At 65.0% G+C, this 17,973-nt stretch carries 10 protein-coding genes; 2 read left to right on the forward strand and 8 right to left on the reverse strand.

Annotation, left to right across the window (positions count from 1 at the left end; all coding sequences use genetic code 11):
- Positions 1–10: 10 nt before the first annotated feature.
- The 8 genes from H2170_17115 to H2170_17150 all read right to left on the reverse strand — a co-directional run bounded on the left by H2170_17115 (position 11) and on the right by H2170_17150 (position 11,630).
- On the reverse strand, positions 11–1,153 hold the full coding sequence (locus tag H2170_17115; protein ID MCS6301791.1) for a radical SAM protein: 1,143 nt from the start codon (positions 1,151–1,153) through the stop codon (positions 11–13).
- The gene (locus tag H2170_17120) at positions 1,150–3,096 is read right to left on the reverse strand and encodes a glycosyltransferase family 39 protein (GenBank protein ID MCS6301792.1); all 1,947 of its coding nucleotides are present in this window, start codon (positions 3,094–3,096) and stop codon (positions 1,150–1,152) included. Before H2170_17120 ends, H2170_17115 begins: the two co-directional genes overlap by 4 nt.
- A complete protein-coding gene (locus H2170_17125) occupies positions 3,083–4,834 on the reverse strand; it encodes a hypothetical protein (GenBank protein MCS6301793.1) in 1,752 nt (583 codons plus the stop codon). Before H2170_17125 ends, H2170_17120 begins: the two co-directional genes overlap by 14 nt.
- Positions 4,831–5,715, reverse strand: a complete 885-nt coding sequence (locus H2170_17130; GenBank protein ID MCS6301794.1) for a glycosyltransferase family 2 protein — start codon at positions 5,713–5,715, stop codon at positions 4,831–4,833. Before H2170_17130 ends, H2170_17125 begins: the two co-directional genes overlap by 4 nt.
- Positions 5,716–5,753: 38 nt before the next feature.
- The gene (locus H2170_17135) at positions 5,754–7,847 is read right to left on the reverse strand and encodes a hypothetical protein (GenBank protein MCS6301795.1); all 2,094 of its coding nucleotides are present in this window, start codon (positions 7,845–7,847) and stop codon (positions 5,754–5,756) included.
- A 90-nt stretch (positions 7,848–7,937) separates the two neighbouring features.
- Complete coding sequence (locus H2170_17140) at positions 7,938–9,770, reverse strand: prepilin-type N-terminal cleavage/methylation domain-containing protein (protein MCS6301796.1); 1,833 nt, start codon at positions 9,768–9,770, stop codon at positions 7,938–7,940.
- 9 nt (positions 9,771–9,779) lie between these two features.
- Positions 9,780–10,304, reverse strand: coding sequence for a hypothetical protein (locus H2170_17145; protein MCS6301797.1), 525 nt, complete (start codon positions 10,302–10,304; stop codon positions 9,780–9,782).
- 360 nt (positions 10,305–10,664) lie between these two features.
- Positions 10,665–11,630 (reverse strand): glycosyltransferase family 2 protein, encoded by a 966-nt coding sequence (locus H2170_17150; GenBank protein MCS6301798.1) that lies wholly within the window; start codon positions 11,628–11,630, stop codon positions 10,665–10,667.
- Between the two features lie 187 nt (positions 11,631–11,817).
- Between H2170_17150 and H2170_17155 the strand changes: the two genes are divergently transcribed.
- Together H2170_17155 and H2170_17160 are read left to right on the forward strand one after the other, a co-directional pair.
- Entirely contained in the window at positions 11,818–14,739 is a 2,922-nt protein-coding gene (locus tag H2170_17155) for a PD-(D/E)XK nuclease family protein (protein MCS6301799.1), read from the forward strand.
- Complete coding sequence (locus H2170_17160; GenBank protein MCS6301800.1) at positions 14,736–17,972, forward strand: UvrD-helicase domain-containing protein; 3,237 nt, start codon at positions 14,736–14,738, stop codon at positions 17,970–17,972. The genes H2170_17155 and H2170_17160 overlap by 4 nt, the downstream gene beginning before the upstream one ends.
- Position 17,973: the final 1 nt, after the last annotated feature.

Genomic DNA, 17,973 nt, shown 5'->3' on the forward strand with positions numbered 1-17,973 from the left:
GGCGCAGGCGTTAGCTGCCGGTGATGAGGGCGAGGGTGGAGCGAATGGGTGAAGCCATGATCGCGGGGTAAGCCTCGCAGGGCGTCCAGCACTTCGGGCATTTGCCCTCGGCCACCGCGCGCCGGGTGCCGTCGCGCCGCGCTGCCGTGATCAGGGGCATGAGCGCGTAGTCGGTGCTGCGGACATTGCCAAGTGGGCGGTCCCAGATCGTGCACGGATAAACTTCGCCCTTTTCCGAAAGGTAGGCGGTGGAGAGGAGCGCTGAACAGGTGATTTTGGTGTGCCCGCTGGCAAGGTAACGCCGGGCCTCGGCGCGGTAGATTCGCTCAAAGCCGCGCATGGCCAGCGAGGCGCCGGTTTGCGCCCGAGTAGCGGTCGCTTCGATCGCGGCGGCCACCTCGGCGCGATGTTCAGCCCCGCCAAAGGTTTCATCGGCCCGGTTGGCTTGGTTGCCGTAGTAGTGCTGTGAAAAATGCGGGATGTTGAGGTGGAACGTGCCCCAATCAATCGGCGCCTCGCCGCGCTCGACCAGCGCGGTGTTGATGGCGGCGAAGGTGTCCTCGACGAGCTCCGAGCTGGTGCGCCCGCAGGAGGCTTTATGTCCATGCAGGGTCATGCCGACGTAGGTGTTTTCCGCCCCGATCTCGCGGCGCACGGCCGCAAAGGTGTCGATGGCGTGGGCAAAATCGTTGCGGATGCCGCGCAGGCGGTCGTTGAGCGCGGGTGGGCCGTCGATCGAAACGGTCACAATCAGGCGCGCACGCACCGTTTGGCGGAGTTGGGCCACTGTTTCGTGAATGCGTTTGGTGGCGATGCCGTTGGTGGGGAAATGCACCAGCAGCAGGTCGGGGCAGGCTTCGGCGAAGGCTTGGATTACCTCAACGAAATCGGGGCGATCGGTGGGCTCGCCGCCCGTGAAGTCGATCCATTGCAAAAACGGGTTGGCCTTTGCGAGCGAGCGGACCTCGGCGAGCGAGAGTTCGTTGTCGAGACCGCCGGGGGTGTCTTTGACCTTCCAGATGTCGCAGTACACGCAGCGCGAGTGGCAGCGCTTGGTGACGACAAAGATCAGCTTGGTGGGCGCCCCTTCGTGGCCGACGGCCGCGGCCAGGGTGCGCCCCGCAAAACGACTCCAGGAATACACTCCGCTCATGGCGTGGGTTCGGCGGCGGGGGTGGTGACCGGTGCTGGGGCCGTCCTCGTGGGGGACTCGGAAACCGCGCCAGGCCCCGCGAGGACTTCGTCGACGGTGATCGACTTATGGTGGATCACCGCACCGCCGCCGAAGATCTTCCGGGCGTGGGGCGTATCCAGGCGGAAAAGCGCGAACTGAACTGCTTCGGCGTTCTTGCGCACGAACAGGGACGCCTGGGTGTCGTCGATGAGCTTGCGCAAAACGGCGGCGAATTGCGGCTCGCAGTTCATCCAGTAATCCCAGTGCAGGTAAATCCCGCCCGGGTACTGGTTGACCAAGGCGAGCATCTCGTTGCGCAGTGCCGGTTGGATCGTGTCGATGTGCGCGGCGTTTCGCCCGAGCACGTTCCAGATGCACGGGTCGATGGAAACCACCAGCGAGCCGGTGGGCAACGTGGGCGCCACTTCCGCGCAAAAATCGATGTCGGCGCGGGCCTCGTTGGATTCACGTCCGAGCGTGGGCACGTAGCTCATGGCCGTTACCCAGTTCAAACCGACCAGCACGCCGACAGCGGACAACGCCAGCCGGTAAGGCCGAAGCAACGCGATCAACGCTGCGGCGCCGATGCCCGCCAGCAGCGCCACGGGAATGGCCGAAACCAGGGCGTAGCGGGAACTGGCGCCGTAATAATAACCGCCGGCGTAAAACAGCACGAAAATCCCCCACGACATCGCGAACCAGAGCCCCAGGCTCAACCCCAGCCAGCGGTTGCGAACCGCCAGCCAGCCCGCCCCAACCAGCGCCAACACAGATCCTGCCAGTGGATACCATTTTTGTTGTAAAAAATACCCCGCGTTGCTCTCCAAATTTTTGCTGATGAAGGCGACGTCGAAGCGGCGGCCGTCGGTCGCGCCCCAATCCTCGGTGCGCACCGACCAGAGGTGGAGCAAGTTCGGCGTGATCAGCGCCAGCGAGAGCGCCAGCGCGGCCCAGGTGACGCGGTCCTCAAGAAAGCGCCGGTCGGCAGCCCACAGCAGGCTGGCCGCCACGGGGTAAATGAGCAGCGACTCGGGGCGGAAATACGCCGCGAACGCAGCGGTCGCCGCCACCAGCAGGCCGGTGAGCGGCGAACTTTCGCCGGTATCGAGATTGCGCAGGCGGGCGTGCAGGCAGACCGCCAGAAAACAGGCGGTGGCGCTCCCGACGGTGGTTGGCTCCACCGAAACGCTGTTGCCCCACCACAGAACGAGCGGGGTGAAGACAAACCCCAGGGCGGCGGCGAGTGGCGTGAACGCAGGCAGGGCAAAGGGCGCCAGTACCAAAGCGAAATACACCGCTGCCGCCGTCAGGCCCACGACCGCGCGGATGGTGACGTGCGAAGTCTGGTCGGAGACGCCGCCCAGTTTATAGGCCCAGGACAGTAAGTAGGGGTGGCCGTTGGGCTGCTTATTGGGTGCGGCGGCGAAGACCTTGAAATCGCCATATTCTGCGGTCGCGTGGCGGGCATACTCGGCCCGTCCGGTGTGGGCGATTGTCTGGCCGATTTGCATATAAATATGCTCGTCGTAAAAAATGCGTGTCGTCTTGGGTGCCAGTCCGCAGGCGAGGTAGCCGAGTACCGCCAGCCCCAGCCCTGTCGCCAGATGGCGACGGCCGAGCAGTCGTCCCAACGGCCCGAGCAGCGCACCGAGCGCGGTCAAGCCGAGTGTCAGGCAGGCGTGCATGCCCCAGACGGTTGAAACCGGCACGATGGCGCGTTGTTCGTCGTTGGTCATCTCGGTGACGACGCGTTGCGCCCAAAACACCGCTGCCGCCAGCGCCAGCAGACAAAATCCGTACCAGAGCCAGTCACCACGGCGGGCCAGGGCTTTTGTGGCAGCAGGTGTCGTCGGGGGCGCGGGCGGCTCCCCTTGGACGGTGGAGTTCGGCGCGTCGCTGAGTTCTGGATCAGGTGTGGGCATGAGGCGGAGGCGTCTTTTTGGAGAGTAAAGCCGAGCCGAGCGCAAGGTGTTGCACGCCGCTTTCAAGCCACGCATCGACCACACCGGCGGCGTCGTCCGCCATGGGTTTACCGTGCATGTTGAGACTGGTGTTGATCACCGCGCCGACTCCGGTGAGTTCACGCATGCCGACGAGCAGGCGCCACCAGGGGTTGGCAGGATCGGACTCCACCATCTGCGGGCGGCAGGAGCCGTCGGGGCCGATCGCGCCCGCCAGCGCGGCGCGGCCTTGTGGCGTGGTGGCGAAGCCGGTGGTCATGTGGCGGTTCAGATCGCGCGCACCCCGGTAGTCGGCCAGCAGCGCGGTGGCTTCGTCGGCCAAAATCGTGGGGCAAAACGGCTGAAACCAGACGCGGCGTTTGAGGCGCAGGTTGAGGTCGTCGCGGGCCGCCACGCTGTCGGCCCGCGCGATGATGCTGCGCGCCCCCAGCGCGCGGGCGCCCAGCTCCATGCGACCTTGCGCCCACATGACGATCTCGCCGGCGGCGACGCGTTCGGCGGCGGCGCGGGCGATGTCGGCGGGGCGTTGCAACTCGGCACCGGTTTCGCGGGCGATTTTTTCGGCGTCGATTCCGAGGTCGCCGTGGTTGGTGCCGAGGCGGAAATCGGTAAATGCGTTCGGGCGGCGGCCCGTCACCGTTCGCCAAATCGAGAGCGCCGCGCCGAGGGCCAGGCCACCGTCGCCCATCGCTGGGCACACCTCAAGTCGCTCCACCCCGGGCACGGCGCGAATGAGGCGGTTAACTTTGATGTTGGACGCCACCCCGCCGGCGTACCCGAACGCGCCCCGGCCCGTCGCTGCGGCGAGCAGGCCAAAAAATAGCGGCACGAGGTGTTCGAGGGTTTGCTGGGCCATGCGGCAGACCTGTTCACGAGGCGTGCACCAGACGACGTCGCGCACCGCCCGCGCCATACGCGCGGGCGCGATCGCACAGCGTAACACCGGCAGTCCGCGCGCATCGGTTGTGAGTGAAAACCAGGGTAAAAAAACATTGGCGCTCACCGGCTGTTCGGCGGCGTAGGTGGCCAGCGCCATGACCTTGCCCTCGTCTTCCAGCGGGCGCATTTGCAGCTCGTTGGTCACATGCTCGAAAAACAACCCGAGCGAGGCGGCACCGGGGATGGAGATGATTTTATCCAGCGAGGCGCTCGCTTCGGACCAGGCCCAGACCGAGCCGGATTCGCCGTCGCCGATTCCGTCGAGGGTGACGATGGTGGCGTCCGTGCCCCAGGTGGGCCAAAAGGCGGCGGAGGCTGCATGAGCGGCGTGGTGATCGACCAGAAAAACGTCGGCGAGCGGCACGTCGAGGGTGCGTGCAAACCAGCGGCGGGCCCAGCCGCGCAGCACGGGGTGCGTGGGCAACTGGGTGAGGGTGTATTTGGCGCGCAGGGTGAGCGGGTGCAGCGGGCCGGGCGGAGTGAGGCGGCGGCGCAACCGGTAATAGTTCTCCTTCATCGAGGGGAACGTGCGGGTGAGCGTTTTCGCGAAGTCCGAGGTGGTGGGCGCCCAGGCGATGCGCCGACCGGCGGCGGCCTCCCGCATGGCGGCCAGCGCGCGCACCGGCAGGCCGACATCGAGCTTGCGACCGCTCAGGCGCTCCTCGTTGAGCGCGAGTACGACCCGCCCGTCGATCACCAAGGCGGCGCCGGCGTCGTGGCCGTCCCATACGCCGATGACTGCATCGTAGGGCGCTTTCATGCGGCGGGCAGTGCAGGCAGCGTCAAGCGGGTGCGCCTACGGCACAGGCCGGTCACCAAGCTCCAGCCGTAGGCGAGCCAGGTGCCGGGTTGGGCGAGTGAGATTTTTGAATAACCGGCCGCGCGCGGGCGTTCGTGGGTGGGCACCTCGGCCAAGGTGCGGCCGGCGGCCAAGGTGGCCATGATCAGTTCCATTTCGATGGTGGTGTGGCGCGAGCCCAGTTTCAGTTGTTTAAACAGCTCGGTGCGCAGGGCGCGAAAGCCGTTCTGCGAGTCGGACAGGCGCGCGCCGTAGCGCAGGTTAATCAGGTAGGTGATGAAGGCCGAACCGGCCAGGCGCAGGAATTCGTCGCCGCCGCCGTGCAACTCGTCGGAGCCGCCCAGCAGGCGCGAGCCGGTGACGTGGTCTGCCGTACCGGCTTTGATCGGTGCGACCAGCAGCGGGATGTCGATGGGGTCATGCGAGCCGTCGGCATCGACAAACACGCAGATCGGGGTGGTGACATGGGAGACGGCGAGGCGAAGCGCGGCGCCTTTGCCCAATCCGTGATCACGCACCACCTGGGCACCGGCGGCGGCGGCGACCTCTGCGGTGCGATCAGTCGAGCCGCCTTCGACGACGATCACTTGGCCCGCGTAGTGCCGGCATTCTTTAACCACGGCGGCGATGGTGGCTTCCTCGTTGCGGGCCGGAATGACGGCGGTGACCTGCGCGTCGGGGCGATCAATCTGGGCGAGGAAATCCGCCGGTACGGCCACGCCCAAACGCACCATCCGGCGTGCTCGTAGCGCGACCCCGAGCCGCTCATCGCGGTCGAATTGGAGAAGCGACTGCTCCGGAATTGTGGGGGCAGGGCGCGAGTGTGGTTTGGGGGAATCCACGGGAGGTGAAGTCGGGTCGAGGACGGGCGTAGCAACCCTTACCAATTAAAGAAGTCGCCTCGGCTGTAATAGGTAATCAGCGGCTGGCCGGGGACGTGGTCGGTTTTCAGGCCGGCATTGAAGGCGAAGGTACGAAGGCCGGGTACGCGATAGGCGTTGCCGGGTTGCTGAAAGGTGGAGGTGAAATGGCGCGAGTCGAACAGGCGCCCGAGCGAGCCGCGCAGGGTCACGCTTTTGCCGTTCCAGTTTTCCATGTAGCGGATCAAGTTTTGGCCGCCGCCGCTGGCGGTCGCAGCCGCGTCCCCTTCTAGGATGCTGTCGGCCGAGGTGTTGCCGGTCAAAATGGCCGAGTTGATGGTGGTTTGGCCCGAGGTGGCGACGCGGGCGCTGATGTTCGAGGTCGAGGTGGCGGCGGTACCGAGTTCGGTGGAGTTGGCGTCGTCCCAGGCGCTCGATAGCACGGTGATCGAATCGGCCATGAGTAGGGTGGGGTTGATCTTGCCGGTGTAGGTGTTGGTGATCGCGCTAGTGCCGTCCGAGGTGGTGGTGTTGTAGTCACCTTTCACGTACAGGCCGCCATTGGTGGCGACGGTGAAACCGGAGGTGGCTTGGGTCGTGGTGTTGACCCCCGGAGTGATGGCGGCGTTGGACAAGCGCACGGCTGCGGGGGAGGTTTCGCTGGAATTGGCCAGCAGCACGTAGAGCAAGCCGTTGAACCCGGGCAGGGAGGTTTCCAGTGCGGTTTTGAGCGCACCGACGTCGATATTGGTGATGGCGACGCTTTTGCCCTCGCGTTGATCAAAGAGGGTCGAGGCGGTCACCGCTGGGCTGATATCGGCCAAGTAACTGGTGCCGGTACCGTCCGTGATGCTTGCCACGGCCCCCGTGCTGTTGACGGTGATGATCAACCCGGCGCGGTTATAGGCGCGCAGCGCGGCGATACTGTCGTCGTCGGCGGTGGTTGAAAGGTTGGTGGCGACGGGGTACTCGGACGAATGAGTATCGGTGGATGAACTGAGTGCGGCGGCCAGCGCCGAGGGTGGCGGGGCGATGAGAGAGCGGTAAACGTTGTTGAGCGCCTCCTCGGTCGGTTCACCGGTAACCCCATCGAGTGCGCCGAAAAGTTCGGGGTTCCGGGTGGCAATGGCGGCGGCGTCCTGGCCGCCGAGTAGGTTTTCCTCCTCCGTCATGGCGGACACCTGGGCGGACTCCGAAGTGGTAAAAATGGGGGCGCTGAGCGTGGTGGTATCGGCCGTGACCGGCGTTCCGTTCGGGGCGAGTGTGCCGGGTTTGCGATAGGTTGTTTCGGCAGGGATGGCCGGGGTTGTTCCGTCGGCGGAGGCGGCGACGGCGATGGTGGAGTTAAAAACACCCCCGGATAGGTAACTGGTGTAACCACTGACCGTGAGCGTGCCGCCACCACTGGCTCCCATGTAAATGCTGCCGTTGGCGGCGATATCGCCCTCGATCAGGGTGTTGCCGCCGGGCGCGAACTCCATGTCGCCTTGGAAGAACACATTATACTGGAATAGCGAGGCGGTCGCATAGCCCATGCGTCGGCCGACTTTCACGCTGACTTTGCCGTAGAAGGGGTTGCTGGGGCCGGGTTCGACCAGAATTCGTACGGTGAGGAAGCTGAAGGTGCCCGTCTTGTGGGTATCAGGAATGGTGCCTACTAAGCTTCCTGACGTAATAATGGAGCGCCGCACGACCCAGTCGTCTTTTTCTAAGTTGGTGGTGTCGAGTACATCGCCATCCCTGTAGATCTGCAGGTAGGGCGTTCCGGCAGTCACGGGCGTGGCGCTGTTGTCCCACACATAGTCGCTGCCCAGCGCCGCGAATTGGGCGGGGATAGCGGTTGCACTCGTCGCGGTTCCCATGATCAGGCTCTCGCGGAACTTGTAATAAAACACCTCCAACTCGCTCTCGGCGATCACCCTGGCACGGGCGCGGATTTCGTTACGTTTGCTGAGTCGGTACGAGCTCATGGCTAGCTCCAGGATGGCCCCGGCGGCGAGCGAGAGCAGGATAACAAAAATCACCGTGGGCAGGATGACGCCCCTTTGGGCGTGAGTCCTGGGGTTAAGGTGAGCCCGTGATTTTGGGGGCGATGGGGAGTGGAATGGCTTCACGGTGGGCAGGGGGCGTGACTAGGGGTTAGGCAAACTCGGTTTTTATCAACCGATTGAGTCTTCCGGGTGAGGTGCTGGGAGGGGCATGGATCAACCGTCAAAACTAATGGTGGTGGTACCCATGGTGGTGGTGCCCTTGGTGGTGGTCCCCGCTGTCGTTGTGCCCTTGGTGGTGGTGCCAGCAGTGGTGGTGCCAGCAGTGGTGGTCCCCGCAGTGGTGGTGCCTTTGGTGGTGGTGGCAGCGGTGGTGGTGGCCTTGGTGGTGGTGCCAGCCGTAGTGGTGGCGGCGGTGGTGGTACCTGCGGTGGTGGTGGAACCCTTGGTGGTGGTGCCGGCCGTGGTGGTACCTTTGGTGGTGGTGGCAGCGGTGGTGGTGCCCTTGGTGGTGGTGCCGGCGGTGGTGGTCGCTTTGGTGGTGGTGCCCGCAGTGGTGGTGGAACCCTTGGTGGTGGTGCCGGCCGTGGTGGTACCTTTGGTGGTGGTGGCTTTGGTGGTGGTGGCCTTGGTGGTGGTGCCGGCGGTGGTGGTCGCTTTGGTGGTGGTGCCCGCAGTGGTGGTGGAACCCTTGGTGGTGGTGCCGGCCGTGGTGGTACCTTTGGTGGTGGTGGCTTTGGTGGTGGTGGCCTTGGTGGTGGTGCCCGCCGTAGTAGTACCCTTGGTGGTGGTACCTGCGGTGGTGGTGGAACCCTTGGTGGTGGTGCCAGCCGTGGTGGTGCCAGCCGTGGTGGTACCTTTGGTGGTGGTGGCCTTGGTGGTGGTGCCGGCCGTGGTGGTGCCGGCCGTAGTGGTGCCGGCGGTGGTGGTGCCAGCCGTGGTGGTGCCCTTGGTGGTGGTACCGGCGGTGGTGGTGCCAGCGGTGGTGGTGCCCGCCGTCGTAGTGCCGGCCGTGGTGGTGCCGGCTGTGGTGGTGCCCGCCGTCGTAGTGCCCAGGGTCGTCGTATAAAGGCCTGAATAGGCGGTTAATGGGGTGGCGGTGTAGGAGGATGTGCCCATCGGGTTACCCGACTTGGGCATAATCAGGCCCTCGGAATAATTGGTTTGATAATAACTCGCACTGCCTCCCGCGATCACCGGCGCACGTTCCTCGGCCGAAGCTAGGTAGGAGAGCCGCCATTTGACCGCCGTCTCCGGCAAATCCGTGACGGAGGCCGTGGGCGTCGTGGAATCCACCTTGGCAAACAACTGGTAGGTGTCGGGGTTTACGTTTTTTGAAAGTACGGCGTAGGTGGTGCTCGAAGTGCTACCGTACCAGCGCAACTCATAAAGCCCGTCACTGCCGAGCACGACATCGTAGCGGCGCTGCCGCTGTATGGTTAGCGTGGTGCTCGTGGTTAGGTCTTTCAGGGTGGTCCCTTGGGCGGCTTGGGCAGTGGCGATACTCTGGTCTAGGCTCAAGGTGAGGTTGCCTGCTGCACCGACCAAGCCGCTAACTGCGGTGATTTTGAGCAGGCTGCCTGAGTTGGGGTCGTTGACGATGAGGTAATCGCCCGCTTCGACCAGCATGTCGCCCTGCTGGGTAATAACGATACTGGTGCTACTGCTGGAGGTGTCCCCTGCCGGTGTGGCGACCGAGCCGATTGGAACACGGTAGGTGATTTGCGGGAAATAGTCGTAGCTGACGGTGGTGCCGGTGTGGGGATCGGCGTAGCTGAAGGAAGCCGCGGTGCCCGACATGACGGGCCGAGTCGGGTTGGGCAGAGAGGTTTTGCTGATCGCCGTGGACAGCTCGTGGGTGAGGTGTTCTTGCACCAAGCGGGTGTTGGTGAGTGCTTTGGTGATGACCTGGTTTTTGTGGATGATGCGGAAGGTCACCACAAAAGTCTGCGCGATCGCCGCGAGCACGACCAAGCCGATGGTCGAGGCGATCATGATTTCGGCCAGGGTGAACCCCTTGGTTTTGGCGCGTAGGGTGGAAGCGTTCACGGGATGGAATCAGGGAATAGATCGAGAGGTAGACAGGCGCTGGGTGTAGGTTTTACCCGAGGGCAGCGTGTAGGAAATGGTGAAAATACCCACCAACGAGTAGCCGGGCTGTTTGTAGTAGGTGGTGGTCGCTGTGGTGGTCGCCAGAAGGGCTCCGGTGGCGACATCCACTGGATAAATCGAGCGGGTGACGCGGGCGGTGATGGGCGAAACGCCGCCGCCATCGCCAAGGGTCACTTCTATATAGGCTCCACTCGTGGCGGTGACGACCGCAGCGGCGTTGGCGGCAGAGTCGTTCAGCCGGTTCAAGTTATCCATTCCCGATCCGGTGGGCAGGGCGGGAGTGAAAAAGGGCCTGACCAAGTTGTTGTCCGCAGTTTCCAGGCGTTGAAACTGGTCGATATAACTGAGCAACACGGCGCGCGCTTGGTCGTTATAGCGGGTGAGCTGGCTGATTTGGTAGGCCTTGGTGATGGCGGAATAGACGCCAAGGATAACCACCATAAAAACCATCGTCGCCACGATGGCTTCCACCAAGGTGAACCCGCGCCGCGCACTGCACCGATGCGCGTTAAAACGACTCGCTCCCGGGGTCGCGTGGGGGCGCCTGAGTCCGAAAAATGAGGGTGTGTTCAGCAGGGGGGGCATAACCGATGCGGTCACAATGGTCGTAACTGCGCGGCGGCTGCGATAGCAAAATCGGCCCCAGCGGGCTGGGGCCATTGGGCCCTAGTGGTAGCCTAACTCATTGGGCGTCAAAGAAGCTGCAGGGTTAACGGTGAATGGGGCGGGGCGGCTGTTGCCTGTTGGGTACGGGAGTTTGACGGTTTTTTCACCTCGCCCCACGGTGGTTGGGTGGTGGCAAGCGGGGCGAGGCTTCCTGCGGGGGGGCGGTTAATGCGGGTCTTCGGCGGAGCGGGCGATAATCCAGGTCGGGCGGGCTTTTACTTCGTCGTAAATGCGGCCCAAGTATTCGCCGAGAATGCCCATGCAGACCAGCTGCACGCCGCTGAAAAGCGCCACCGCAAGCGCCAGTGAGGAGGGCAGCGCTTCTGGACCCAGTCCAAGCGGCGCTAGGGCGCCGGGCCAGTGCCGGAGTAGCAGGCTCGTCCCTGCCAAGCCGAGCGCGATTCCGCACAGGCCAAAGCCCAGGTAGGTGGCCAGGCGCAGCGGCACGGTGGAAAATGAAAACACGCCGTCGAGGGCCAGCTGCAAAGAGGCGCGCAGCGTGTAGTGCGCTTGACCGGCGGCGCGGGCGTGGCGCTTAAACACCAGCGCTTTTTGGCGGAACCCGACCCACGAGCGCAGGCCGCGCAAGTAACGGCTGCGTTCGGGCAGGCGCGTGATGATGTCCACGACCTTGCGGTCAAACAGCGCGAAATCTCCCGAGTCGGGTGGGATGTGAATGGAGGCGAGTTTCTCCATAATCCGATAAAACAGCCACGCGAGCGCCTGTTTCAGGGCGGGGTCGTCGCGGCTCTCGCGCACCCCGTAAACCACGTCGTAGCCCGCCTGCCACTCGTTGATAAAGCGCACCAGCTCCTCGGGCGGATCTTGCAGGTCGGCGTCGATCACCACGGCTGCGTCACCTCGGGCCTTGGCCAAACCGGCGGACACCGCCGCCTGGTGGCCGAAATTCCGCGAGAACGCGTGGCCGCGCCAGTGCGGCAGGGCCGCAGCCTGGGACTGGATAAGCGCCCACGTGCGGTCGTTTGAGCCGTCGTCGATGCAAATCACCTCGTGGCGGCCGGGCCAGCTGCGCATCGCCGCCTCCAGGCGCTGGAACAAAATCGGCAGCGCCTCCTCCTCGTTATAGCAGGGCACGATGACGGAAATCAGCGGGTCTTGGGGGCGGCTCATGGTGGCGTGATTTCGCTTCAGCCTTTCATGGCTGGGTTATGCGGCGGAAGGTGAGTTCACCTGTCGCGCGTGTAAAGCCTGCGAAGCAGCCCGCCGCGCCAAGTGCATTAATTAACACTTCAAGTGCTCTCCACATCTGGGGTTGTCTGTGCCTGTGAAACCGCGTGTAACTGCCGCTTCTTTCCGGATGCCTTCACCTCGCCTTCACGTTCTGCCTTGGAACCAACCGCTGGTGTCGGCCGTCGTCGCCTTTTTAGCCGCCGACTGGTCCGGTGCCGCCGCACTTGATCTATCCGACCAACTCGTGGTCGTTCCCACTCGCCAGGCCGGTCGCCGCTTGCGCGAAGCGCTCGCCACCCACGCCGCCGCGCGCAACCAAGCCGTTTTTCCGCCGCGCGTCCTCATGCCGGAGCAACTGGTCGCCAGCGCCGCGCCGGCCGGCACCACCGTCGCCTCGCGCGCCGAATTTTTATTGGCCTGGACCGAGGTGCTGCGCTCCGCCGATCTTACCGCCTTGCGCGCGGTGTTTCCCGTCGATCCACCGGCCCGCTCCTTTGCCTGGGCCTCGCGGCTGGCGCGCGAGTTTGTCCGCCTGCAGGCCACCCTGGCCGAGAGCGGCCTGCGTATGGGCGATGTGGTGACGCGCGCCGGCGAGGCTTTTCCCGAGGCCGACCGCTGGGTGCAACTGGGTGAACTGGAGGCCTCCTGTGATGCCGTCCTAGCGGCGCGCGGGCTGTGCGATCCGCAAGCGGCGAAAATCGCCTTCGCCGCCGAGCCGATTTCGCCGGTGGGCATTCGCCGCATCGTGCTCGCCGGTTCACCCGACCCGTTGCCACTGGCCGTGCGCGTGCTCGGCGCCTACGCCGAAGCCGGCTTGCCGGTGGTGGTGCTCGCGGCGGGCGACTCGGCGGACAGTTTCGACACGTGGGGCCACCCGAACCCCACTTTTTGGGCAACACAGCCGCTGGCCTGGCCGGATTTTGAGCAACGCGTGCGGCTTTGCGCGGACCCGTCCGCGCAGGCTGAGCTGATCGTCGACTGCGCGAGTGGTTACGGCGAAACTCCCGGCGGTCGCCTTGGCGTGGGTGTGGCCGATGCCGAGGTGTTGCCGTCGTTGGAAAACGGCCTCGCCCGAGCCGGCGTGCCCGCCTTCAACCCCGAGGGGCGGCCGCTGCGCTCCTCGGCGTTGCACACGCTGCTCACCGCGTTGGGCGAGTTGGTCGGCGAGGAGCCGTCCTTCGCTGCGGTGGCGGCGCTGCTGCGTTGCCCCGATGTGTTGACCTGGTTGGGCGGCTCGCCCTCGCAACTCTTGTCATCGCTCGACGACCTGCACACCGAGCACTTGCCGGCGACGCTGTCCGCCGCCCGCACCTTGGCGGAAAACGCCCCCGTCGACCCGCTTCGCCTCGCGCAACGAACCGCGCTGCTGTCCGCTCTCACTGCGGTTTCGCGCCTGCGCACCACGCTGCGCGCCGGTGAATTCCCCGCCAATGTGCGCCGCGTGCTCACCGAGATTTTTAAAAACCGCCGTTTCAACATCGAGGTGCCCGAGGACGCACTCGCGGTCGAGGCGGCACAGGGCTGGGGCGAGGTGCTGGCCGAGCTGGAAGCAGCGGTGAAACGCTTCCCAGGGCTGGCCTCATCCGAGGTCTGGGACCTGGCACTGCGCGCGTTCGGCGACAGTCAGCGTTTCGACGAAAAGCCCGCCGGCGCCGTCGAGTTGCAGGGTTGGCTGGAGCTGCTTTGGGACGACGTGCCGCACCTGATCGTGGCCGGTTTTAACGACGGCTGCGTGCCCGACGCGGTGGTGGGCGATCCCTTTTTGCCGGAGTCGCTGCGCGCCCGCCTTGGGCTTAAAACCAACGCGGCGCGCTTCGCCCGTGACGCCTATTTGTTGCACGCGCTGGCGGCGGCCCGCGCTGACGGACGCGGGCGGCTCGATCTGTTGGTGGGCAAAACCTCGGCGGCGGGCGACCCGTTGCGGCCCTCGCGATTGCTGCTGCAATGCGCCGATGCCGATCTGCCCGAGCGCGTGCGGTTTTTGTTCAGCCCGGTGGCGGCGGCACGGCCTGCCCCGGCGTGGCGGCGCGCCTGGAAACTCGCGCCGCGCACCGACGCCAAAATCGAAAAACTTTCGGTCACGGCGTTTCGCGATCACCTTAAATGCCCGTTCCGCTTTTATTTAAAACACGGGCTGAAAATGGCGGCGGTCGATCCGCACAAGGCGGAGCTCGACGCGATGGATTTTGGCAACCTTTGCCACGGTGCGCTGGAGGCGATGGGCCAGCCTGAGTCGCCGGTGCGCGACTGCACGGACGCCGGCGTGTTACGCGGGTTTTTGCTGGGCGAATTGGAGCGCAGCGCCCGCGAGCGTTACGGAGCCAAGCCGATTTTACCCCTCGTGGTGCAGTTGGAGTCGGCTCGTCAACGGCTGGCCAAGGTCGCTGAAATTCAGGCACAGCAGCGCGCCGAAGGCTGGGTGATCGAGCGCACCGAGATGAAATTTGAAATCAACCTGGGCGGCCTGCCGGTGCGCGGAAAAATCGACCGCATCGACCGCAACGAGCTCACCGGAGCGGTGCGCGTGCTCGACTACAAAACCTCGGATCAGCCGGTGAACCCGGCCGACGCGCACATCCGCTCGCTCAAGCGCAGCGAGGACGTGGCGGCGCTGCCGGAGTACGCGCGTTTTGTGACTGCGGACGGCAAGGAGTCGGTCTGGATCGACCTGCAACTTCCGCTCTACCTGGAGGCGGTGGCGGAGGAGTTTGGTCACGCGGTGAGCTGCGGTTATTTTAACCTGCCGAAAGCTTCGGGAGAAACGGGGATCGCGGTGTGGGGCGGCTACGACGGCGAGCTGCAAGCGGCGGCGCGGCGCTGCGCGGAGGGCGTTGTGGAGGCGGTGCAAGCGCGGACGTTCTGGCCGCCGTCTGAGGACGTGCAGGCAGAGTGGGATGATTTTGCGGGGCTGTTTTTTAACGGCGCCGAGGCGAGTGTTGAATGGAGTGCGGAGGGCGCGGGTTCGGAGTGGCACGGGCGTCCCGCCCGTGGGGTTGAGGATCATGGGCGGGACGCCCATGCCACTCCGGAAGCGGAGGGCGGCTTATGAAATCACTTACGCACCAGATGATCCTCGCTTCGGCGGGTTCGGGTAAAACCTACGCGCTGACCAACCGCTTTGTGCAGCTATTGGCCGGGGGCGCGCCGCCCGAGCGCATCGTGGCGCTAACGTTTACCCGCAAAGCGGCGGGCGAGTTTTTCGACGAGATTTTGAACAAGCTGGCGCGCGCGGCCAGTGACGCTGCGGAGGCCAAGCGCATCGCGGCGGAGATCGGCGAACCCCAGCTCGGGCCGGCGGACTTTTTAAAGTTGTTGCGCGGGATGACGGCGGCGATGCATCGGCTCGCGCTGGGCACGCTGGATGGTTTTTTCGGCCGGGTGGTGCGGGCGTTTCCGCTGGAGCTGGGCCTTGGCGGTGAGTTTGAGATTTTGCAGGAGCACGGGGCGCGGCGGGAGCGGCAGCGGGTGTTGCGCGAGCTGTTTTCCCGGCCGAACGGCGAACTCGATGACGCGCAGCGGGAGTTCGTCGAAGCGTTTAAGCGGGCCACGTTTGGGGCGGAGGAGAAACGCTTGGCGGCGCGGTTGGATCACTTCATCGACCAGCACCAGAATCTGTATTTGGACGCACCGGAAGGCGCGGCCTGGGGGCAGGCGGCGCGCATCTGGCCGGAAGGTTCGTTGTGGCTGGAGGGCGGTGGTGACGCGAAAGGTGCGGCCCAGGAGTTGCGCCGTTGGGCCGAGGGCGCTTGCGCCAATGAAAAGCAACGCGCCCGCTGGGATGATTTTGTCGCCGCCTTTGAAGCCTGGTCACCGGGCGCGATGCTGCCGGACTCGCTGCTGTATGTTTTGGAAAAAGCGGTCGAGGCCTGGGATGAGTTAATCGAGGGCGCGGCCGAGCTGATCATTGAGCGGAAAAAACAAGCCGTGCTGGCCGAGCCGTGCGCGGCGCTGGTGGCGCTGACGCGCACGGTTTTCGCCGGAGAGTTGAAGCGTCGGCTGGAGATGACGCAGGGCATTCACACCGTGTTGCGCGGCTACGAAACCGTTTACCACCAGCTGGTGCGGAGGGCGGGTAAATTGACGTTTGCCGATGTGCAGCGGCTGTTGATGCCTGAACTGGGTGCGCCGCGCCTGGTGAGTGGAGTCGAGGCGCGTGATGACGGCGAAGCCGACTATGATTTGGCGGAGGCGCGGCTGGCGGTGGACTGGCGCTTGGATGCGAAGTTTGACCACTGGCTGCTCGACGAATTTCAAGACACCAGCCGTGGCCAATGGAGCGTGTTGCGCAACCTGATCGACGAGGTCGTGCAAGACCCGGAGGCACGCCGCAGCTTGTTCTACGTGGGCGACGTGAAACAGGCGATCTACGCTTGGCGCGGGGGCGATCCGCGGCTGTTTCGCGAGATTTTTAATCACTACAACGAGGCAGCGCCAGGCACCCTCGCCGAGGGGCGGCTCGACCAATCGTGGCGCTCGGGGCCGGTTATCGTGTCGGCCGTGAATCGGGTTTTTGGTGACGCCGAGGCGCTGGTCGCCCGCGTGCCCGGCCCCACGGCGCAGCGCTGGACCAGCGAATGGCGCGACCACGAAAGTGCGCGGCCGCAGTTGGCCGGACAGGTCGCCTGGTTGCACGGCGAGAACGACGAGGCGCGGGCGGCGCTAGTTTTGCAGTTACTCGACGAAATCAAACCGCTGGAGCTCGGGCTCTCGGTGGCGGTGTTGGTGCAGTCGAACGAGTCCGCGACGTGGCTGGCCGATTACCTGCGGCGTGAAGGCGGAATGGCCGCAGTGGCGGCTTCGGATTTGCACGTAGGCACGGATAACCCGCTCACGACGGTGGTGCTGGCGCTGCTGCAAGCGGCGGCGCATCCCGGCGACCGCTTGGCGCGTGAACAGGTTCGCATGTCGCCCCTGGCGGCGGCGCTCGAGGCTGCGGGCTGGGGAAGTGCCGAAGCGTTGACGGAAGGGCTGCTGCGTCAGGTGCACGCCGAGGGGTTTGCCCGGACGGTGGACGCCTGGTTGCGCCGGCTCGAGGCGGTGCTGGCGGCCGACGATGGCTTTAGCCGGGAGCGAGCACGGCAATTGGCGGCGGCGGCGCAATTGTTTGATGAAACCGGGAGCCGCGACGTGGCGGAGTTTGTGCAGTTCGCGGGCCGGCATGTGGTGCGTGATGCCGAGACCGCTGCGGTGGTGCAGGTGATGACGATCCACAAGTCCAAGGGACTCGGCTTTGACGTGGTGCTGTTGCCCGATTTGGAGGGCAACTCCCTGTCGACACGGCGGCGCGAAGGCTTGGCCATTCAGCGAGCCGCTGATCGCTCGGTGGAGTGGGTGATGGATCTGCCGGCGAAATTGTTTCATGAACACGACCCGGTGCTCGCCGCGCACGTGGCCGAAGCCGAGGCTGAGGCGGCCTACGAAAAACTGTGTCTGTTTTATGTGGCGATGACGCGCGCTAAACGGGCGCTTTATCTCATCACCAAGCCGGTGAGTGGAAAATCGAAGTCGGATAATTTCCCCCGGTTGCTGGCGGAAACGCTCGGCACCGCCGGCGTGGGCGGCGACATCGGCGTGGGCAAGTGGCGCGGGGCGGGAGCGTATGCCGAAGGGGCCGCCGACTGGTTTGAGGCCAGCGCGATTGCCTCGGAGGGCGTGGCCGAAAAACCGGTTAAAAGTGGTATTGACGTGCTGGTGACGGCGGAGCCGGTGGTTCGCCATGCGGCGCGCACGCCCTCGGGCACCAAGGCCGGTGTGGTGAGCGGTGCGGTGCTGTTTGGCGAGTTGACTGCGGTGGCGGCGAGTTTCGGCACAGAGGTGCATGCGGCGCTGGCGGCGGTGGAGTGGGGCGGGGTTTCGCCCGAAGTGTTGGCGGCCTGGCAGGCGACCGGGTGGGGGGAGGCGGTTGTGGCCGAAGCGAGGGGCTGCTTGGAGTCTGCGGCAGTGGCGGAGGTCTTTACCTGTTATCCTGGCGCCGAAGTTTGGCGTGAGCGCGCGTTTGAAGTGGTACTCGACGGAGCGTGGATCACGGGGATTTTCGACCGTGTGGTGGTCAAACGTGATTCGGCGGGGCGGGCGGTTGAGGCGACGATTTACGATTTTAAGACCGACCGGCTGGATGCGGGAGGAGTTGAGAAAACGGTGGGGCGCTATGCGGGCCAGTTGGAGATTTACCGGCAGGCGGTGGCGCGTTTAACCGGGCTGGGGGTGGGGCAGATACGCTGCGCATTGGTGCTCACCGCGCTGCGGTTGGTGGTGCCGGTAAAAGCGATGGGGGCAGATTGAG

The organism is Opitutus sp., from assembly GCA_024998815.1.
Taxonomy (GTDB): Bacteria; Verrucomicrobiota; Verrucomicrobiia; order Opitutales; family Opitutaceae; genus Rariglobus.